Here is a 20,288-nt window from a genome sequence, read left to right as displayed (position 1 = left end):
GGGAAACGTGTACACCGGCCCGCGCGGGTCCCCCGGGCACGTCCAGCGTGCTTGTCGAGTCGCGACCCTATTCATAGGGCGCGTTGACCGGTGGTGTCACGGCCGCGCCCGCCGGGTGTGTCAGCGTTTCCCTCGCGCGGCGGCGAAAGGCGAGCGGGAACGGGCCGCCGATCCACCCCCGGCGTGGACCGTGGCCGGCCTGACCGGCCACCGCCGGGTCGTGTCCCGCGGAAAGGACTCTCTGCATGAAGGCACTTGTGCTCGCGGGCGGCCGTGGAACGAGGTTGCGCCCGCTGACCCACACCTCGGCGAAACAGCTGGTGCCGGTCGCCAACAAGCCGGTCCTCTACTACGGGCTGGAGGCGATCCGCGAGGCGGGCATCACCAGCGTGGGGATCATCACCGGTGACACCGGTCACGAGGTCCGGGAGGCGGTGGGGGACGGCTCGCGGTTCGGGCTTGAGGTGACCTATATTCCCCAGGAGGCCCCCCTGGGGCTGGCCCACTGCGTCCTGATCGCCCGCGAGTTCCTGGCGGGCGACCCGTTCGTGATGTACCTCGGCGACAACTTCCTGGTCGGCGGGATCAGCGGCCTGGTGAGCTCGTTCGAGCGGGGCGGCTACGACGCGCAGATCCTGCTCACCAGGGTCGCCGAGCCGCAGTACTACGGGGTCGCGGAGATCGGGCCCGGCGGGGAGATCCTGCGGCTGCAGGAGAAGCCGGAGTTCCCGGCCAGTGACCTGGCCATCGTGGGGGTGTACACCTTCTCCCCGGCCGTCCACGAGGCGGTCGCGGCGATCAGGCCGTCCGCGCGCGGGGAACTGGAGATCACCGACGCGATCCAGTGGCTGGTCGAGCACGGGTACCAGGTCCACTCGCACCTGGTCGAGGGCTACTGGAAGGACACCGGGCGGCTGCAGGACATCCTGGAGTGCAACCGCATGGTGCTGGAGCGGGTCGAGCCCGACGTCGCGGGCACCGTCGACCAGATGAGCGAGGTCACCGGGCGGGTCGTGCTGGAACGGGGCGCGGTGGTGGAGAACTCCGTGCTGCGCGGCCCGATCGTCGTGGGGGCCGACGCCAAGATCACATCGTCGTACGTCGGGCCCTTCACCTCCATCGGCCCGAGGTGCGTCCTGCGCAACGCCGAGATCGAGTACTCGATCGTGCTGGACGACTCGCGGGTGGAGGGCGTCTCGCGGATCGCGCACTCGCTCATCGGCCGCAACGTCGAGGTGAGCCGGGCCGCGGGTGTGTCCAACACCCACGAGCTCATGATTGGCGACCACAGCAAGATACAGGTGAAGGCATGAGGGTCCTGGTCACCGGCGCCGCCGGGTTCATCGGGTCGCACTACGCCCGCTCGCTCCTCGCCGGGTGCTACCCCGGGTACGAGGACGCCCAGGTGACGGTCCTGGACAAGCTCACCTACGCCGGGAACCCGGCCAACCTGCGGCCGGTGGAGGGCCACCCCCGGTACGCCTTCGTCCACGGCGACGTCACCGACGCGGCGCTGCTGGCGCGGGTGGTCCCCGGCCACGACGTGGTGCTGAACTTCGCCGCCGAGACGCACGTCGACCGGTCCATCTCCGGGGCGGGCGACTTCGCCACCACCAACGTGCTCGGCACCCAGCGGCTGCTGCAGGCCGCCCTGGACGCGCAGGTCCGCAGGTTCGTGCAGGTGTCCACCGACGAGGTGTACGGCTCGGTGGCCGAGGGGGCCTGGACCGAGCGGGAGCCGCTCGAACCCAACTCGCCCTACTCGGCGGCCAAGGCCGGGGCGGACCTGATGTGCCGGGCCTACCACCGGACCTACGGGCTGGACGTCCGGGTGACCCGGTGCTCCAACAACTACGGCCCTTACCAGTACCCGGAGAAGGTCATCCCGCTGTTCGTGACCAACCTGCTGGACGGCCGGAAGGTGCCGCTGTACGGGGACGGGCTCAACGTGCGGGAGTGGCTGCACGTCGACGACCACTGCCGGGGGATCCAGCTCGTGCTGGACAAGGGGAGCGCCGGTGAGGTGTACAACATCGGCGGCGGCGTCGAGCTGACCAACCGGGAGCTCACCGAACGGCTGCTCGCCGCGCTCGGCGCCGGCTGGGAGATGGTGGAACACGTTCCGGACCGGCCCGGGCACGACCGCCGCTACGCCGTGGACGACCGCAAGATCAGATCGCTCGGTTACGAGCCGGCGGTGCCCTTCGAGCGCGGGCTCGCCGAGGTGGTCCGCTGGTACCGCGACCACCAGGAGTGGTGGCGCCCGCTGAGGGGGACGCCGGGGGGATGACGTCCTCCTCAGCCGCCTGAGCGGTCCGGGATCCGGTAGACGTCGTAGTCGCCGGAGCGGTACATCAGGGTCGCGAACCGGCCGAGGTCGGTGCCGGGCACCACCAGCAGCCGGTCGGCCAGCAGCCAGCGCACGTGGTAGCGGTCGCGCAGCCGCGCGACCGCCGCCGCCGTCGGCCGGTTGATGGCCGTGTCGTTGTCGCGCAGCCGCTCGGGGTCCCAGAACGGCAGGTGCAGAAAGCCCTGCTCGGGACGCCAGGAGTCGTTGGTCTTCTGGCTGGTGGACCACCCTTCGACGAGCATGCGCCGCTCGGTCAGCGCGGCGCCCAGGAACTGCCCGGGGTAGCACGGATCCAGTCCCGGCCGGCAGTGGTTGTTGGTGGCCACCAGATCATCCGGGGTGGAGTGCGCGCGCAGCCACCGCGCCGCGTCCAGGGTGCCGGCCGGCACCGACGCCAGCTCGCTGTCCATGCCGCGGCCGACCAGCTCGATGCCCCGCGCGGCGACCTTGCCGGGAAACCAGAGCACTCGGGCGTAGCCGCACGCCAGCAGGGCGACGGCGGTGCATCCGGTCACCATCAGGGCCGCGGCGCGGGCCCGGCCGAGGGTGCGGGCCATGATCACTGCGGCCACGCCGGCCACGATCGCCAGCGTGAGGTACGGCAGCCACAGCACGGCCGGTGACCTGCCGGGGGGAAGCGGGATGGTGACCCCCCAGCCGACCGCGATGACGCAGACGGTCGCCACCGCGCCGCCGGCGGCGAAGGCGGCCGCCCTGGCGGAGACCCGGGCGCGGCGCAGCGAGCGCATGGTGCCGTGCACCGCGAGGATCACCAGGTACGGGTAGGCGGCCCAGGAGAACAGGAAGTTGCTGTACCCGGGGTGGGTGAACACGATCGTGACCGCGTGCCCGGCGAGTGCCATGCCCAGGATGAACACCACCGCCGGCCGCGCGGCCGTGCGCCGGTCGCGCAGCAGCGCGACGACGCCGCACCATAGCACCGCGAGGGACAGCACGAACACCACCGCGAGGCCGAGCACCTGCGCGAAGGGGGCCTCGGTCATCGGCCGGCCGGTGAGCGACGCCCACCGTTCCTGCATGGTGCCCCACGGCATCAGGAGCATGCCCTGCCGGGCCATGCCGAACAGGACGGTCTGCGCGAAGACCAGGCAGGCGGCGCACACCGCGGCGACCGTGACCGCCGGCCACAACGGCCGCCGTCCGGAGTAGAGCCGTACCAGGATCACCGCGACCGTCCCCGCCAGCAGCACCGGCAGGTACACGGCCTTGCCACCCATGATCGTCACCATCAGCACGCCGATGAGCAGCCAGGGGCCGAGCCGGCGCGGTGCGCGGTGGGTGAGCACCTCCAGCAGCGGGATCATCAGGGCGGCGAACAGCAGCCCGCCGAAGGTCTGGGCGGGACCACGCCAGGCGGTGCCCTGCAGGCTTCCCCAGCCGAGGACCATGGTGGGGCTCAGGTAGAGACTCGGGCTGCTCACCAGCACCGTGCCGAAGACGACGGCCGGAGCGCCCCGCCAGGTGCCCATCACCCGGCGGGACGCCATCCCGACCAGCACCAGCAGCGCGGCCAGCATCGGCAGCATGGCCAGCCGGGACAGCATCACCAGCGGCTCGATGCCGGTGAGCCAGCTCGCCGCCGCCATGTGCGCGTAGACGAACCAGTGGTAGAGCAGCGGCTCTCCGGCCGTCATGGGGAACTGCGGCGGGAAGTGGTGCTTGAGCTCCACCACCAGGGCCAGGTGCATTCCGACGTCGTGGCCGCCGGCCCCCAGCAGCGGCCAGGTGAGCGCGTTGTTGCGGAAGTAGGGGATGCCGCTCCAGCACAGCAGGAACACGAAGGTCAGCGCCAGGCACCACGACCACCACAGCGGGGCGCGCACCCTGGCCGCGCTCTTCCAGTGCCGGCGCAGCGCCGGGATCGCCAGGAAGGCCAGGTAGGTGGCGACCGGCCAGATCAGCACCAGCCGGGGAACGCCCAGCGCCCGCGCGGGAAGGTAGGTCAGGACCTCGACGGCGTACCCGAGGGCGAGGCCGAGCGCGACCTCCTCGGCCCTGGTCCTGGTTCCCCGGTACAGCGCGCGGACCAGCAGGGTGCCGGGCACCGCCAGGGCGAGCACGACGTACAGGCCGAACAGCGCCATGTCGGCGACCGGCGTGCCGAACACGATCAGCATGCCCACCGTGGCGGCGAGCGTGAACGCCGGCGCGGCCAGGCGCGCGGCCGGTGCCCGCCATCGGCCGGGCCGTCCGGGAAGGCGCCGCCGGCCGGGCCGTCGGTCCTGCTCCACCGGGCCGGGGATTCCCGGCCGGGTGGAGGGGTGAAGTTTCGGAGTATCGACCATGGTCGCGATTCTGATGATCAAGACCCCGCGGGCGGGCTCCGCGACACGTGGCCCGCCCGGTCATCGCCGCATTTTTAACCGGCCGTGTGCCGGGGTGTCGTCAGGGGCGGTGCGCCCGCAGCATGATGGACACGCCGGGCAGCGCGCCGACCGGCAGGTAGCGCTCCATCGCGATGACCGTCCGCAGGCAGGCGTTCAGCACGGGCGGCACCTCGCCGACGGCGTTGCCCTGGTGCTTGCGCCGGTGCCAGGCCGCGGCCGGGCGCAGCAGTACGTTCCAGCTCCACATGCGGTCGACGACCAGGCCGCTTCCGGCGATGAGAGCCTTCAGCTCCGGTTTGGTGTAGCGGCGGAAATGGCCGCTGATCACGTCGTGCTCCGACCACAGGCGCATGTCGCACGGAACCGCGATGAGGGCGGTGCCCCCGGGACGCAGCACCCGGGCCAGCTCGCGAGCGGCCTGGTCGTCCTCCTTGATGTGCTCCAGCACGTCGAAGGCGACGATGAGGTCGAATCCGGCGTCGGGGAACGGCAGGTCCCGCGCGTCGGCGTGGATCGCGTCCAGGCCGCGTTCCCGGGCGATCTCCACCGCCTCCGGCGAGTAGTCCGCGACCTTGACGTCCCAGCCGCGCCGCCGGAGCACCCGCGCGTTGCCGCCGCCGGCGCCGCCGACGTCCAGCGCCCTGCCCGTACGGCCGAGCCGCCGGACATGGCGATCGATGATCGCCCGCCGTTCCTGGAACCACCAGTGCCGGTCCTCGACGGTGGCCGTGAGTCGTAGAAGTGTGTCTTCCATGCGATCCCTCCCGGGACATGGCTACACGGTCAGGGACGACGGCCGTGGCCGCCGTCCGCCGCCTTGCCGGAACGGTTCCCCAAGAATGACCACGGGGTGACATTCCGGTCCGCGCCGCCGGACCGTTTCACCCGGATATCTCATCGCCGCCGGTCGCACCGCCGGCGGCCGGGCTGAAAAGGGTTCCACTGCTTGGGCAAGAAAACCCCAAAGCCCGGCAGTTCGATCGCGACCCGGCCGGTCGATTGCTGTTCGTTATGCGCGTGACCACATCAGAGCTGACCCCGATTCCGTTCAACCGGACGTACGTGGCGGAGAACCAGCACGAATACGTGCTGTCCGCCATGCACGGCAAATGGGCCTCCGGTTACGGCCGGTTCAACGAGCAGGCGACCGACCTCATCAGGAAGATATCGGGGGCCGAGCACGCGGTGCTCACCACCTCCGGGAGCACCGCCCTGGACCTCGCCGCGTTCCTGGTCGACGTCGAGCCCGGCGACGAGGTGCTCGTCCCGTCCTACACCTTCGTGGCGGTGGCCAACGTGTGGGCCGTGCGCGGCGCCGTCCCGGTGTTCGTCGACTGCCGTCCCGACACCCTCAACATCGACGAGGAGGCGATCGAGGCCGCGATCACCAGTCGGACCAGGGCGATCGTCGCCATGCACTACGGCGGTGTCGCCTGTGAGATGACGCGGCTCGTCAAGATCGCCGAGCGGTACGACCTGGCGCTGGTCGAGGACAACGCGCACGGCTTCGGCGCGTCCTACCACGGCCGGCCGCTGGGCACCTTCGGGAACCTCGCCGCGCTGAGCTTCCACGCCTCCAAGAACGTGCAGTGCGGCGAGGGCGGCGGGGTGATGCTGCCGGACGCCGAGATCGCCAGGCGGGCGGACATCGCCCGGGAGAACGGTACGAACCGGCGGGAGTTCTTCCGCGGCCAGGTGGACAAGTACCGCTGGATCGAGAAGGGGGCCAACTACATGCTCGCCGAGCTGCTGGCGGCGCAGTTGACCGCCCAGCTCGAGGCGTTCGACGAGATCCAGCGGCAGCGGCACGAGGTGTGGCGCTTCTACGACGAGGAGCTCGCGGACTGGGCGGCGGCGAACGGGGTGGCGCGGCCCGGCGTTCCGGACGGGTGCGACCACGCGGCGCACCTTTACTACCTGCTGCTGCCCGACCTGGCGAGCCGTGAGGGCATGATCGCGCACCTCGCGCGGCACGGGGTGCAGGCCCACTTCCACTACATGCCGCTGCACAACTCGGTGGCGGGGCTGCGGTTCGGCCGCGTCGCCCCCGATGGCTGCCCGGTCGCCGAGAGCGTGAGCGACCGCCTGATCCGGCTGCCGCTGTACGCCGGACTGACCGAGGGGGAACGGGAGCGGGTCGTGCGTGCGGTGACCGGCTACCGGGTGCGCTGATGTCCTGGAGCCAGGTGACCTCGGCGACTCCCGCCCGGACGGAGCCCTCTCCACTCGACTCGGCGCGGTTCGGGCGCTCGGTCGAGCGCCTCACCGTGGGCGGCGGCGACGACGGCGACGGCGGCGACGGCGCGGTGCCGTTCGCCGCGGTGGCGGCGGCGATCCGGGAGTCGGCGGCGGACGTGATCGTGCTGCGCTATCCGGCGCGGCGGATGGAGTGGTTCGCCCGGCTGCTCGCCCTCGGCCGCACCGTACTGCTGGCCGACTCCCTGGTGTACTGGCGGCTGGAGGCGGGGCGCGGCCGGCAGGTCCCGCCGGTGCCGGGGCTGTGGACCGAGCCGTTGCGGGACCCCGCGGCGGTCGAGCCCGCGGTCCTTTCGATCTTCGCCGGGTACCGGTCGCACTATCTGGCCAACCCGCTGTTCGGCGACGCCGACGTCATCGCGGGGTACGCCGAGTGGGCGCGCGGGTCGGCGGTCGCGGGAGACTGCCTGGGCCTGCTGCGTGCCGCGCCGGGAGTGGGCGGGCCGCGGGTGGCCGGGCTCGCCACCGTGGCCGACGACGGGCCCTCGACGGAGATCCTGCTGGCCGGGGTGATGCCGCGCGAGCAGGGCCGCGGGCGGTACGCGCACATCCTGCGGGCCGTGGAGGAGCGGACGCTGGCGCGTGGCGGCACGCAGGTCGTCATCTCGACGCAGGGCCATCACACCAGCGTGCAACGCGCCTGGGCGAGGTACGGCTTCGAGCCGGTGCTCACCCTGCTCACCGTGCACCTGCTGCGCGCGGGGCTCTGCCCGTCCTGACCGGCCGGGGTGCGCCGCTCGCCGCGGCTCACACCTTGACCGACGCTCCGGTCCGCTCGCGGATCACGTACGTCGGCCGTCCCATGCCGTTGGTGTGCAGGCGGCCGACGTACTCGCCGAGCAGCCCGATGGCCATGAGCTGCGCCGAGGAGAACATGGCGATCATCAGGCAGATGCTGGTGAATCCCGCCACCGTGGTGTCGCCGGCCGCGAAGCTCCACAGCACCAGCGCGCCGAGGACCACTCCGATCAGCCCGACGGCGAAGCCCAGATAGCTGGCCGCCCGCAGCGGCAGGGCGCTGAAGCCGAACAGCATGTTGGCCGTGTGCCGGACCAGCATCCGCAGGTTGTAGTTGGACGGACCGTCGCGGTGATCCATGCGCACCCGTACCGGACCCACCCGCGTGGTCGCCCAGGACAGCGCGACGTCGATGGAGGCGTGCGGGCCGGAGAACCCGTCGAAACCGTCGCGCAGATGGGTGCGGAAGGCGCGGAAGGCGCTGATCATCCCGGCGGTGCGGATGCCGAGCACGCCGGACATGGCCGCTTTCACCGACCGGGAGGCGAGGCTGCGCAGCGGGCCGTGCTCCTCGGCGTACGGCACGCCGTAGACCAGGTCGAGGTCGTCGCGCAGCCCGGCCAGCAGCGCCGGGATCTGCTCCGGCGGATGCTGCAGGTCGTCGTCCATCGTGACCGTGACCTCGAACCGCGCGTCCCGCAGCCCGGCGAGCAGCGCGTTGTGCTGCCCGTAGTTGCGCGAGAGCCGCAACGCGCGCACGTGGGGGAACCTGGCGGCGAGCCCGGCGGCCACCTCCCAGGTGTCGTCCGGGCTGCCGTCCACGACGAGGACCACCTCGTACGGGGCGTACCGGCCGTCCATCACGGCGACGACCCTGCTCACCAGGTCCGGCAGGGTCCGCGTGGAGCGGTAGCACGGGATGACCACCGACACTGACATTCGTTCCCCCATTGCTCGGCGTTCGTCGGCGAGACGGTTATTGCGATGTTCGCGACATGACATTCGGCCGCGCTTCGGGGGGAACGCACATGGTCGGAACCGAAGGTCGGGCCGGTCGCGACGCGGTGACCTGGTCCGGCTCGGCCGGCCCGGGGTCCCGCGTTCGGTGGCCACCCCATCACATATCTGGCGGGCGACGTTTTCCCGGCGCTCCTGTCCTACGTCATCTTGGTCGCGCGATTGCCCCCGGCGGGCGATCGGGTGCCCTGTCTTTGTGCCGCGCTGGTGAGCCGTGCACCGACCGCGCCGCCGGTTCGTCCCTCAGGCCGGCCAGCGGAGTTCCCGGCGGAACCCGGTCACGGTCCGCCGATGCCGCACGGTTCAATGTGATGTCCTAGCCGGTCGCAGGCCGGGGGGAGGGGCCGCCGGCCGCGGGCACCTGGTAGACGGCGCAGTCGCCCGAGCGGAACCGCAGCGCCGCGAAGTCGGCGATCCGCGCCCCCGGCGGGACGTGGCGCTCGTCGGAGAGCAGCCAGCGCACCCCGTAGCGGTCCCGCAGCACGGCCACCGCGTCCGCCGAAGGCGCGGTGAAGACCACGTTGTTGGCCCGCAGCCGCTCCTGGTCCCAGAACGGGACCCCTTCGAACCCGGCGTTGGTCTTCGAGCGGTCCAGGGCGGTCGGGGTGTACCCCCACCCGGCGATCAGCATCCGCCGTTCGGACAGCGCCGCGGTCCAGAACTCCCGGCTGTCGCACGGGTTCTCGTGCCCCCACCGGCACTGGTCGTTGGTGGCGACCAGGTCATCGGGCCGGGAATGGTCGCGCAGCCATCGCGCGGCGGCGAGCAGGCCGCGCGGCACGGCGTCGGGCTCGGTGCGGATATGGGTGTACATGCCGCGGTCCAGGCCGTGGAACACGGTCAGCTCGGTGCGGGTCGCCCAGGCCGCGATCGGTCCCACCCCCACCGCCGCCGCGATCAGCAGCGCCCAGGGCCGGGGCCGCCGCCGGATCAGCGCGAACGCCGGCACCGCCGCCGCGGCGATGGCGGCCAGGGCCAGATACGGCAGGTAGAGGAGGTACTCCGGCTCGCCGGGCCGCAGGGGCACCCGAACACCGCAGACGAACCGGATCAGATAGGCCACCGCCACGCCCGCCCCCGCCGCGGCGATCGCGAAGGCCGGTGTCACCCGTTGCCGGCGGGCCAGGGTCAGGTATCCGAGTACCGACAGCATCGCCAGGTAGGGCATGACCGCCACCAGGAAGTACACCTGGTTGAACGAGATCGGGCTGCCGAGCAGCAGGCTCAAGGCGAAGCCCGGCACCGCCATGCCGAGAGCGAGCACCGCGGGCACGCGCAGCGCGAGCCGGCGGTCGGCCACCAGCCCGGCCACGCCGCACCACATGAACGCCCAGCCCACCAGATACAGCACGGTGATGCCGGCGATCGCGGGCAGCGGAGCCCGGGACACGTCGCCTCCGGTCAGCATCGCCCAGGAGGAGCGGGCGATGGACATCGGATCCAGCGCGACCCCCTGCCGCACCCTGCCGTACAGCACGATCTGCGCGAACGCCAGGAACACCAGGCAGACGGCCATGACCGCCAGCGCCCGCCGTGGCGGTCTGCGCCGCCGGACCACCTCGACGGCGACGAACACCGTGAGCCCGGCGAGCAGCAGCGGAATGTAGATCGCCTTGCCGCCCATCACCACGAGCAGAAGGACCACCAGCATGGTCCAGGCTCCGGCGCCCGCCCCCGGGCGGGCGAGGATCCGGGCGAGCGGCAGCAGCAGCGCGGCGAACAGCAGGGCGCCGAACGTCGTGGTGGGAGTGCTCCACGGGACGACGTGGATGCCCGTCCAGATCAGCAGCCCGTTGGCGTTGACGTAGAGGCTCGGCATCGCGGCGAACACCATGAGCGCGACCGACAGCGCCGCCCCCGCCCACGAGCCGATGATCCGGCGCGCGACCATCGCGACCAGGACGAGGAAGGCGGCGTACATCGGCAGCGTGCCGAGGCGGAACAGCAGGATCAGCGGCTCGATGCCGGTGATCCAGCTCGACGCCGCGTAGTGCGCGTACATGAACCAGTGGTAGTAGAGGGGTTCACCGGCCACCTGCGGGACATGCGGCGGGAAGTGGTGCTTGATCTCGGTGAGCAGGGACAGGTTGTAGGCGTTGTCGAGGTGCGCCGTCCCGGCCGCCGGCCAGGTGACGGCGGCCGACCTGAAGAACATCAGCGCGCTGGTCCCCAGCATGTAGGTCATCATCAGGCTCAGGAACCACGGCCACCAGGCCGGAGCCTGCCCGCGCCGGCCGGCCCCCCTCCAGTGCCTTCTCAGGGACGGCACCACGAGGAAGGCCGTGTACGTGGCGGCCGGCCACACCAGCACCAGCAGGGGGGCGCCCGCGGCGCGGGCCGCGATATAGGTGAGGATCTCCACCGCGTACCCGAAGGTCAGCCCCAGCGCGGCGTCCTCCACGAGGGTCCGCGCGGTCAGCGCGCGGCAGGTCAGCGCGCGCACCAGCAGCGTGCCGGGCACCAGGACGCACACGGTGAGGTACCCGAAGAAGGTCGCCAGGTCGGTCAGCGACGTCCCGTAGTGGTGCAGGACGGTGACCGCGAGCGCGGCCACCGCGGTGCCGGGCACCCACCCCGACGTGACGAGACGCCGCCCCCGGCGCACTGGGGGAAGGACGGCGGCGGGGGGATGGGGGGCGATCGTCAGGGTGCCCGGGTGCGGGCTCTTCGTGGAGCCGCCGAGCGGCGGAGAATCGGACATGTGCGTAGTCTCGTGGCCGGTACTCACCCGGCCGGGACGCCACCTGCGATGATCGTCATGCCCTTGCCGACGCTTTTCCTCCAGCTAGGGTCACCGCGGCCCCGGTCGGCGCGTGCCGGTGGTCAGAGCCGTTCGACGTTGGCGCCGCGGCACCGGTCGCGGGTGTCGAACACGAACGCGCCGGCCCGCTGGATCAGGTCGAAGTCGAAGGCGTCGTGGTCGGTGAGCACGACCACCGCGTCCGCTCGGGTGATCTCGCCGGGCGTCGGCTCGGTCATCTCGATGTCGATCGGCAGCAGGTGCGGGTCGACGTGCGGGTCGGCGGCCAGCACGGTGGCGCCGAGCTTGCGCAGCGCCCTGGCGACCTCGACGGCCGGCGACTCGCGCACGTCGCCGGTGTTCTTCTTGTACGCCAGGCCCAGCAGCAGCAGGCGGCTGCCCTTGACCGGCTTGGACCGCTGGTTGAGGGCCAGGGTGAGCCGGTGCACGACGTGCTCGGGCATGTGGTCGTTGATGTCGTTGGCCAGCTCGACGAAGCGGAAGTTGTGCCCGAGGGTGTTCTTGACCTTCCACGACAGGTAGGACGGGTCGACGGGCAGGCAGTGGCCGCCGACGCCGGGGCCCGGGGTGAAGCGCATGTAGCCGAACGGCTTGGTGGAGGCCGCGTCGATGGCCTCCCACACGTCGATGTCGAGCTGCCTGGCGAAGATGGACAGCTCGTTCACCAGCGCCACGTTCACGTGGCGGAACATGTTCTCCAGCAGCTTGCACAGCTCGGCCACCTGCGGGGACGAGACGGGCACGGTGTGGTCGACCAGCCGCCGGTAGAACGCGTCCACCCTGGCCAGCGAGGTCTCGTCGATCCCCGAGACGACCTTGGGGGTGTTGTCCAGGCGCCACCGCTCGTTTCCCGGGTCGATGCGCTCGGGGCTGTAGCCGAGCAGGAAGTCCTCCGGGGCGCGCAGGCCCGACCCCTCCTCCAGCAGCGGGAGGAGGTACTCCTGCGTGGTGCCGGGATAGGTGGTCGATTCGAGGATCACCAGGGCCCCGGGCGAGAGGTAGGGGGCGATCGAGCGGCCGGCGTCCGCCACGTGGCGCAGGTCGGGGGCGCCGTCTCTGAGTGGAGTGGGCACCGTGATGACGCACACATCGAAACCTTGGGCCTGGGCGTAGTCGGTGGCGGCGCGGTAGCGGCCGCTGCGGTGGGCGGCGTCCAGAACGTCGCTCCCGACGTCCTGGACGTAGGTCTCGCCGGTGTTGAGCCTCTTCACCCGCCATTCGTCGACGTCGATCCCGACCACGGTGAATCCCGCGGCGACCGCGCGCATCGCGAGCGGGAGGCCGACGTATCCCTGTCCGACGACGACGACCTTGTCACCCATGTTCCGCCTCCCGGATTCGCACACGAAGGCCGACTTTAAACGCCCGCCGCACCGGCACGGTGTTCGGCCGGAAATCGGGCGTGTCGCGATCAGGATGACGAATCACTATCCATACGGTTTTTTCGTATTTCCCGGCACGGGGGAGATCCACCGAGGCATTGACCCGTTCTTTCGCCGGCGGCCGGTTTACCGGGCGGCTGATTCCGCGACCGGCGCCGAGATCGATCGCCTCGATAAAACTCTCTCATCCACCGGTGGCGTCATCGGCCAGGCCGCCGGTGCGTCGCATAGGAAGGTGCCCGTTGTCTTTTCGTGATTCATTCGGGAGGTGGCGCGATGCGCCAAGGGAGAAATGTCATCGGCAGCCGCGGGAGCCGTGGAGCCGTGCGCTTCGGCGGCGGGGTGGTGCTCGCGACGGCGCTGACCCTCGCGGCGTCCGGGACCGGGCCGGCCGGAGCGGTCACCGGAACGCCGGGCCCGGGAGCGGGCGAGCCGGGTCCGGCGGTGGTGCACCGGCCCGGTGACCCGAAACCGGACGCGACCAAGAAACCGGGCGTGGCCAAGAAGCCGGGTGCGGCGAGCCCGTCCAAGACCAAGGCCGGCGCGAAGAAGGTTCCCGCCGACACCGCGCTTCCGCCGACGGGAGTGCGCACCGGCCTCGACGTGTTCACGCCGATCCTGTTCAACCAGACGGTGGGACCCAACATCGGCCTGCACGCCTGGGTCATCGCCCACCATGGCAATGTCTCGCAGACCGCGCCGAAGATCTCCTGCGTCAACGTCGCCGACGGCACGTTCTGCCGCGACCCGGCAGGCCTGCCCACCACCTGGCCGAAGGGCCTGAACACCACGGGCGGAGTGCTGCCCGCCGTCAGCAACCTCGCCACCACCCAGGCTCCGGCGTTCGTGTTGCACCCCGTGGACACGAGTCACGTCTTCTATCCCGCGGTCACCACCTCGGCGGTCGGGGTGTTCCCCGACGGGTCGGTCGGCGCCAACTGCTTCGACATGAGCGTCCAGCAGGGCTGTGGGTACACGCCGCTCGCGTCGCTCACCAACAACGCCGGGGAGAGCAACGTCAACGGCCTCACCGGTTTCGCGCTGGTGGGCAACAACATCTACGGCACCACCACCAGCGGGCTCGAACTGTGCATGAACATCCTCACGTTCGTCCCGTGCAACGGCCAGCCGTACACCACCGGTTTCCAGCCCAACAACGACGTCGCGGGGCTCGGCCCCGCCGACTACCTCGGGGCGACCACGACGATCAACGGGCGGGTCTACGTCTCGTCGAATCCGTCCGCCAACTCGACCGTCCAGCATCCACCGGTCCTGAACTGCTTCGACCCGGTCGTCAACGCGCCGTGCGAGGGATGGACATCGCAGGCGGACGGCGGGGCGAACGCCTCCCGGATCCTGGCGATCTTCGCGCAGCGGGACGAGGCCGACAACGAGGTCGGGGTCTGCACCGTGACCGGGCTGAAGTCCAACGCGTCGCCGGTCGTGACCTGCCACGACTTCACCGGCGCGGTCGTGGCGACCCCGGCCGGACTGCAGGGGATCTTCCCCTCGGGAGGGTACGGCAGCGTGGTCTTCGCGCCGGCCAACGCCGTCGTCGCCGGGCAGCGGCGCCTGTACTTCCCGTTCTACACCGAGGACAGGACATACCTGGGCGACACGCTCTGCTACAACTGGGCCACCACCTCGGCCTGTGCCGGCTTCCCCAACCCCTCCCCGCATCCCACGGTGAACAACGGCAGAACCACGGACTACGGCTACGCCTACAACGCGTCCGTCGGATGCCTGATCGGGGCCGGTGACAAGAGCTACGTCTTCGCGGTGAACCCGCAGAGCGGAGCCACCACCTGCTGACGCACACCCGTCCAGATGGACGATGACACCTGGTCGCCGAGGCGGCCGGCCGTCGAACGGCCGGCCGCCTCCGGCGTTCCCCGACCGGGTTCACCGACCAGAACAGATCTCCCTATCGCCTGCACAGGTGAATCTCGCTGGCATTCCGGGCATTGTAGCTTTGTCGTGATTCAGGGCGTGAAGACCGGCCCCGCGCGCAGGTGATTTCCCCATCGTGCGGCCAAGGCCCGGCTTTCCTGTCGTTCGTTTACACCGCTGAGGTGGGATCAGGGCGGATAATCGCCGATCGTGGCCTGTCGCGTCGTTCGCGTAAAGCTCTCGTGCGCGGCGAGTGCGCCTGGCGGTGGTGCGTCGTCGCGTCGAATAGAAAGAAGCCGAACCCCGCGACGCCCATCACGAAATGAGGTGGCTCTGTGCGTCGAATCGCACATCAATCCGGACTTTCCACGAATGTTCTCCCGCGGATCAGGCCGGTGACGACCCTTGCCGTCGCGATGCTGCTTTCCCTGCCCGTGGGCGCGGCCTACGCGGCCTCCACCCCGCCCGGCCCGCGGGCGGACGCCGCGCCGGTCGCGGCCGCGACACCGAAACCGGGCACGGGCGATCCCAAGCCCACGGCGAAGGAGAAGCTGAAGCCCGCGCCGGGGATCCATATCCCCTCGTGGCACAAACCCGTGAAACCGCCGACGTCGCTCGACCTCAAACGCAAGATGCGGCGGGGCATGCCACCGGAGGGCATCCACTCGGCGATCGACTCCTTCGCGCCGCTGCTGTTCCTGCAGAGCGGGCCGAACCCGGGCCTGCAGGCCTGGTCCATCGCTCACCACGCCTTCGCGGTGCCGTCGGCCCCCAAGGTCACCTGCATCAACATCGCCGACGGCACTCACTGCACCAACCCGGAGGGCGGCGCGACCACCTGGCCCAAACCACTGAGCACCCAGCCGGGGTCGCTCTCCACCGTCCCCGGCGACATCTCGACGACCCAGGTGCCGCAGTACGTCATCAACCCGCTGGACACCTCGCTCATCCTGTATCCGGCGGTGACCAAGACGCCGTTCGCGGGGTTCCCGGACGGTTCGGTGGGCGTCGGCTGCCTGCTGCTCGCGGCGCAGTACAACTGCGGGTACCACCCGCTGGCGCCGCTGACCAACAATGCCGGGCAGAGCAACACCAACGGCCTGACCGGGTTCGTGCAGGTGGGCAACGAGCTCTACGGCGCGACCACCAGCGGCCTGGAGCTCTGCTACAACAGCTGACGCTGATTCCCTGCGCCGGCCAGCCGTTCAACAACTCGGGCATCATCCCGAACAACGACAAGGCGGGAGTGGGGCCGCAGGACTTCCTGGGCGTCACCGCGGCCGTGAACGACAAGGTGTACATCTCATCGAACAACAGTTCGACGAACGACACCATGCCGCACCCGCCGACCGTCACCTGCTTCGACCCGGCCATCAAGGCGCCGTGCGCGGGCTGGACGCCGCAGGCGGACGGCGGGCCCAACGCCACCCGCATTCTGGCGATCTTCACGGAACGGGACGCCGCCGACAACGCCATCGGCGTGTGCACCGTGGCGGGGCAGTCCACCACCGACGCGCCTGTGGTCACCTGTCACCGCTTCGACGGAACGATCCACCCGACACCGCCGGGCCTGCAGGACATCTTCCCGTCGGGCGGCAAGGGCAGCGTGGTCTTCCAGCCCGCCGACATCGTCTACAGCCAGCGGCACCGGCTGTACTTCCCGTTCTACACCGAGGACTACAAGTTCCCCGGGAACACCCTCTGCTACAGCTGGACCGCTCAGGCGGCCTGCCCGGGCTACCCGCAGCCGGCCGGGCATCCGCTGGTCAACGGCGGGAAGACCCTCGACTACGGCTACGTCTTCTACCAGCCCACCGGATGCCTGTTCGGCTCCGGCCACTTCGGCTGGATCTTCGGTGTCCATCCGACGAACGGGACGAGCACCTGCTGAGCCGCTGATGTCCTGGTGCTCGCCCGTCACCGGCCGGGAACGACGGCCGGTGACGGGCGAGGCCCCGCGATCCATCGGCACCGCGAGAGGGGTGACCTCAGGCGCGCCGGCCGGTCCGCTTTGTGGCGGACCGGCCGGCGTCGTCGCGTTCGCGACCTGGGTGCCCGCCGCCGGGCCTGATCAGGAGACGACGGTGCCGACGAGGTGGCCGATCTGGTGGGTGGCCAGGGCCGCGGCGCCGCCGAGCAGGAGCTGGCGGGCGCCGCCGAGCGCGACGGGACGATCGGTGAGCCGGGCGACCAGCGCCCCGGTGCCGAACAATCCCAGCGCGGTGAGCGCCACGGCGGCGGCGAGGGAGTCCACGCCGAGCAGGAACGGCAGCAGGGGGATGAGCGCGCCGAGCGCGAAGGCCAGGAACGACGACGCGGCCGCCACCCAGGGCGAGGGCAGGTCGTCGGGGTCGACGCCGAGCTCCTCACGGGCGTGCACCCGCCAGGCGACGTCCTCGTCCTGGTGCACCTGGCGCGCCACCTCGCGCGCCAGGTCGGCGGTGAGGCCGCGCGCCTGGTAGATCGTCGCCAGCTCCCGCTCCTCGGCCTCGGGGTTCCTGGCGATCCGCAGCCGCTCCACCGCGATCTCGGCCTGGGTCATCTCGGTCTGCGAGCGCACCGAGGTGTACTCGCCGGCGGCCATCGAGAACGCCCCGGCGGCGAGCCCGGCGAGGCCGGTGACCGCCACGGCACGGACGCCCGCGCTGCCGCCGACCACGCCCGCGATCAGCGCGGCGTTGGACACCAGCCCGTCCATGACGCCGAACACCGCCGGGCGCAGCCAGCCGCCGGTCAGGTCTCTGCGCTCGTACGGCGCCTCGGTGAGCCGAGGGTGAACGGCGGTCATGCCAGGGCTCCGCCCGACCTCGAGACGATCATGCACTGCCTGGCCTCCGTCGCGCCGCCGCCGCTCACCGGAGGGCCCACGCGCGGTGCCGCCTCTTCGGTGGAGATCGATCCGAACAGGACGTTTCTATCGGCCGACTCGCCTCAGAAGCCGCGAACGACGCCAAAGACACAGCACAACTATGCTCAACGAAATCCGCCCGCTATCCGTACTTCCCGCCAAAGCGTCTTCCGCCCCGCGCCGCCGCCCGCACGGCGGCGGCGCGGGGCGGAAAGGTCAGCGCTGAATGGACTTGACCTCCAGGTACTCCTCCAGGCCGAGCACGCCGAACTCACGCCCGTTGCCGGACTGCTTGTAGCCGCCGAACGGCGCCAGGACGTTCCAGGAGCCGCCGTTGACGTCCACCTGGCCGGCCCGCAGCCGCCGGGCGACCGCCAGCGCGCGCTCCCGGCCGCCGAACACGCCGCTGGTGAGCCCGTAGGGAGTGCCGTTGGCGATCTCCACGGCCTGGTCCACCGTGTCGTAGGGAGTGATCGTCAGGACCGGCCCGAAGATCTCCTCCTGGGCGATCACCGACTCCGGGTCCACGCGCGCGAAGATCGTCGGCCGCACGTACGCGCCCTCGTCCAGCCCGTCCGGCCGGCCCGGGCCGCCGAACACCAGGGTGGCGCCGTCGGCGACGCCCCGTTCGATGTAGCCGTTCACCTTCTCGCGGTGCCGCTCGGAGACCATCGGGCCGACGACGGTCGACTCCTGCGCCGGGTCGCCGACGGTGTACGCGGCGGCCGCGGCGACGGCCAGCTCCACCACCCGGTCGTGCAGCGCGGCGGGGACGATCATCCGGGGCCACGAGCCGCAGACCTGCCCGCCGTTGGTGAAGGCCATCTGCACGCCGTGCGCCACGGCCTGGGCCAGGTCGGCGTCGTCCAGGATCACGTTGGCGCCCTTGCCGCCGAGCTCCAGCGCGACCCGCTTGACGGTCTGGGACGCGACGGCCGCGATCCGCCGGCCCGCACGGGTGGAGCCGGTGAACGACACCATGTCGATGCCGGGGTGCGCGGTGATGGCCTCGCCCACCACCTCGCCGGTGCCGTGCACGATGTTGAACACCCCGGCGGGCAGGCCCGCCTCGGCGGTGACCTCGGCCAGGATGCCCGCCGTCAGCGGCGCGATCTCCGACGGCTTGAGGACCATGGTGTCGCCCGCGACCAGGGCGGGCGCCAGCTTGGAGACGATCTGCTGCAGCGGGAAGTTCCACGGCGTGATCGCGCCGACCACGCCGATCGGCTCCCGTACGACCAGCGAGGTGCCGATCTCCTCGGTCCAGCGGAACTCCTCGGCCAGCGCGGCGAAGGAGGAGGCCACGGCGACCGGGAAGGTCGCCTGCGCGGCGCGGGACAGGCTGATGGGCGCGCCCATCTCGGCGGTGATGGTGGTGGCGATCTCCTCGGCCCGGGCGTGCAGGCCCTCGGCGATGCGGCGGACGACGGCGGCGCGCTCGGCCGGGCCGGTCGCGGCCCAGGCGGGGAAGGCCGCCCGGGCGGCGGCGACGGCCCGGTCCACGTCGGCGGCGGTGCCCGCGGGCACCTGGGCGATGGTCGTGCCGTTCGCGGGGTTCACCACGTCGATCAGGTCGGCCGCCGTGCCGGCCCGGCCGTCGATCCAGTGGGCCGCGGTGGTGTGTGCTGTAGTGCTCATGTCTCGACCCTGGCCCGGGCGGGCGGCGGGAGGAATGCCTCGTCGAACCATGTCATCGCAGTACATGGCTATGGCGGGCCGGCGCGGCGACCCTGGTATCGGGAGGAAACCACCCCGCCGCGACGTTGTTGTGTCAGGCGGCCGGGGAGAACCACCGGAGAAGAGACCGTCCGGGTGACACCGGCCGCAGACACAAGGAGCGCGACGCCGTGGACCGGGCCCGACTCGCCGACTTCCTGCGCAGCCGCCGCGAGGCGCTGCAACCCGAGGACGTGGGGCTGCCCCGCGGCGGGCGGCGGCGCACCGGCGGGCTGCGCCGCGAGGAGGTCGCCGTACTGTCCGACATGTCGGTCGACTACTACAGCCGGCTGGAGCAGCCGCACGGGCCGCACCCGTCCGAGCAGATGCTGGCGGCGCTCGCCCGCGGGCTGCGGCTGTCCCTGGAGGAACGCGACCACCTGTTCCGGCTCGCCGGGTACGCCACCCCGCAGCGGGCCATGCGCGCCGATCACATCAACCCCGGGATGATGCGCATCTTCGACGGGCTGGCGGACGCCGCGGCCCAGGTGGTGAACCACGTCGGCGAGACCCTGCGGCAGACCCGGCTGTCCCGGGCGCTGATCGGCGACGAGACCGCCCGCACCGGGATGGACCGCAGCATGCACTACCGGTGGTTCACCGACCCCGGGACCCGGGCGATCTACCCCGAGGACGACCACGCCCTGCACAGCAGGCTGCTCGCGGCGAACCTGCACGAGGTCTACACTCGCGACGACGAGGACCCGCGAGCCGCGGCGATCGTCGCGGCGCTGCTCGACCGGAGCGAGGAGTTCGCCCGGCTCTGGCGCGAGCACCCGGTCATGGGCCCGTACTGCCCGCCGAAACGGATCAGGCACCCCGAGCTCGGCCTCATCGAACTGCACTGCCAGACCCTGGTCGACCCCGGCCAGTCGCAGATGCTGGTCGTCTACACCGCCCCGTCGGGCACCGACAGCCACGACAAACTCCGCCTGCTGTCCGTCATCGGCGACCAGCGCCTCTGACACCGCACGCGTCCCGC

16 protein-coding genes are annotated in these 20,288 nt (G+C 71.3%); 9 read left to right on the top strand and 7 right to left on the bottom strand.

Features of this window, described 5'->3' with window-relative positions; all coding sequences use genetic code 11:
* Positions 1-245: 245 nt before the first annotated feature.
* Together IEY93_RS03945 and rfbB are read left to right on the top strand one after the other, a co-directional pair.
* Positions 246-1,313: a glucose-1-phosphate thymidylyltransferase gene (locus tag IEY93_RS03945; protein ID WP_189161546.1), complete on the top strand. Its 1,068-nt coding sequence runs from the start codon at positions 246-248 to the stop codon at positions 1,311-1,313.
* A complete protein-coding gene (gene rfbB / locus IEY93_RS03940) occupies positions 1,310-2,290 on the top strand; it encodes a dTDP-glucose 4,6-dehydratase (protein WP_189161545.1) in 981 nt (326 codons plus the stop codon). Before IEY93_RS03945 ends, rfbB begins: the two co-directional genes overlap by 4 nt.
* 8 nt (positions 2,291-2,298) lie before the next feature.
* On the opposite strand, the gene IEY93_RS03935 is transcribed toward rfbB, so the two are convergent.
* Positions 2,299-4,656, bottom strand: a complete 2,358-nt coding sequence (locus IEY93_RS03935; protein ID WP_189161544.1) for a hypothetical protein — start codon at positions 4,654-4,656, stop codon at positions 2,299-2,301.
* A 100-nt stretch (positions 4,657-4,756) separates the two neighbouring features.
* A complete protein-coding gene (locus IEY93_RS03930; RefSeq protein WP_189161543.1) occupies positions 4,757-5,452 on the bottom strand; it encodes a class I SAM-dependent methyltransferase in 696 nt (231 codons plus the stop codon).
* A 257-nt stretch (positions 5,453-5,709) separates the two neighbouring features.
* Here IEY93_RS03930 and rffA point away from each other — a divergent pair, with 257 nt between their 5' ends.
* A complete protein-coding gene (gene rffA / locus IEY93_RS03925) occupies positions 5,710-6,870 on the top strand; it encodes a dTDP-4-amino-4,6-dideoxygalactose transaminase (RefSeq protein ID WP_189161542.1) in 1,161 nt (386 codons plus the stop codon).
* A complete protein-coding gene (locus IEY93_RS03920; protein WP_189161541.1) occupies positions 6,870-7,673 on the top strand; it encodes a GNAT family N-acetyltransferase in 804 nt (267 codons plus the stop codon). The genes rffA and IEY93_RS03920 overlap by 1 nt, the downstream gene beginning before the upstream one ends.
* 28 nt (positions 7,674-7,701) lie before the next feature.
* On the opposite strand, the gene IEY93_RS03915 is transcribed toward IEY93_RS03920, so the two are convergent.
* The 3 genes from IEY93_RS03915 to IEY93_RS03905 all read right to left on the bottom strand — a co-directional run bounded on the left by IEY93_RS03915 (position 7,702) and on the right by IEY93_RS03905 (position 12,792).
* The gene (locus IEY93_RS03915) at positions 7,702-8,631 is read right to left on the bottom strand and encodes a glycosyltransferase family 2 protein (protein WP_189161540.1); all 930 of its coding nucleotides are present in this window, start codon (positions 8,629-8,631) and stop codon (positions 7,702-7,704) included.
* 394 nt (positions 8,632-9,025) lie between these two features.
* Positions 9,026-11,410, bottom strand: coding sequence for a hypothetical protein (locus IEY93_RS03910; protein ID WP_189161539.1), 2,385 nt, complete (start codon positions 11,408-11,410; stop codon positions 9,026-9,028).
* 122 nt (positions 11,411-11,532) lie between these two features.
* Complete coding sequence (locus IEY93_RS03905) at positions 11,533-12,792, bottom strand: nucleotide sugar dehydrogenase (RefSeq protein WP_189161538.1); 1,260 nt, start codon at positions 12,790-12,792, stop codon at positions 11,533-11,535.
* Between IEY93_RS03905 and IEY93_RS03900 the strand changes: the two genes are divergently transcribed.
* The 4 genes from IEY93_RS03900 to IEY93_RS03885 all read left to right on the top strand — a co-directional run bounded on the left by IEY93_RS03900 (position 12,791) and on the right by IEY93_RS03885 (position 16,633).
* Positions 12,791-13,108, top strand: a complete 318-nt coding sequence (locus tag IEY93_RS03900; RefSeq protein WP_189161537.1) for a hypothetical protein — start codon at positions 12,791-12,793, stop codon at positions 13,106-13,108. The two genes, IEY93_RS03905 and IEY93_RS03900, sit on opposite strands and share 2 nt — an antisense overlap.
* A 20-nt stretch (positions 13,109-13,128) precedes the next feature.
* Positions 13,129-14,664 (top strand): hypothetical protein, encoded by a 1,536-nt coding sequence (locus IEY93_RS03895; RefSeq protein ID WP_189161536.1) that lies wholly within the window; start codon positions 13,129-13,131, stop codon positions 14,662-14,664.
* 473 nt (positions 14,665-15,137) lie between these two features.
* The gene (locus tag IEY93_RS03890; protein ID WP_189161535.1) at positions 15,138-15,920 is read left to right on the top strand and encodes a hypothetical protein; all 783 of its coding nucleotides are present in this window, start codon (positions 15,138-15,140) and stop codon (positions 15,918-15,920) included.
* A 68-nt stretch (positions 15,921-15,988) separates the two neighbouring features.
* Positions 15,989-16,633, top strand: coding sequence for a hypothetical protein (locus IEY93_RS03885; protein WP_189161534.1), 645 nt, complete (start codon positions 15,989-15,991; stop codon positions 16,631-16,633).
* Between the two features lie 180 nt (positions 16,634-16,813).
* On the opposite strand, the gene IEY93_RS03880 is transcribed toward IEY93_RS03885, so the two are convergent.
* Both IEY93_RS03880 and IEY93_RS03875 read right to left on the bottom strand, forming a co-directional pair.
* On the bottom strand, positions 16,814-17,530 hold the full coding sequence (locus tag IEY93_RS03880) for a VIT1/CCC1 transporter family protein (protein ID WP_189161533.1): 717 nt from the start codon (positions 17,528-17,530) through the stop codon (positions 16,814-16,816).
* A gap of 276 nt (positions 17,531-17,806) precedes the next feature.
* Positions 17,807-19,228 carry an aldehyde dehydrogenase family protein gene (locus IEY93_RS03875; protein ID WP_189161532.1) on the bottom strand — a complete coding sequence of 474 codons (1,422 nt, stop codon included), beginning with the start codon at positions 19,226-19,228 and terminating at the stop codon, positions 17,807-17,809.
* A gap of 209 nt (positions 19,229-19,437) precedes the next feature.
* Here IEY93_RS03875 and IEY93_RS03870 point away from each other — a divergent pair, with 209 nt between their 5' ends.
* Entirely contained in the window at positions 19,438-20,271 is an 834-nt protein-coding gene (locus tag IEY93_RS03870) for a helix-turn-helix transcriptional regulator (protein ID WP_189161531.1), read from the top strand.
* The last annotated feature ends 17 nt before the right edge of the window (positions 20,272-20,288 follow it).

The sequence above is a fragment of the Sphaerisporangium melleum genome, assembly GCF_014646695.1.
Taxonomy (GTDB): domain Bacteria; phylum Actinomycetota; class Actinomycetes; order Streptosporangiales; family Streptosporangiaceae; genus Sphaerisporangium; species Sphaerisporangium melleum.
Note: the sequence above shows the minus strand (reverse complement) of the source record. Positions and strands in the feature narration are given on the sequence as shown.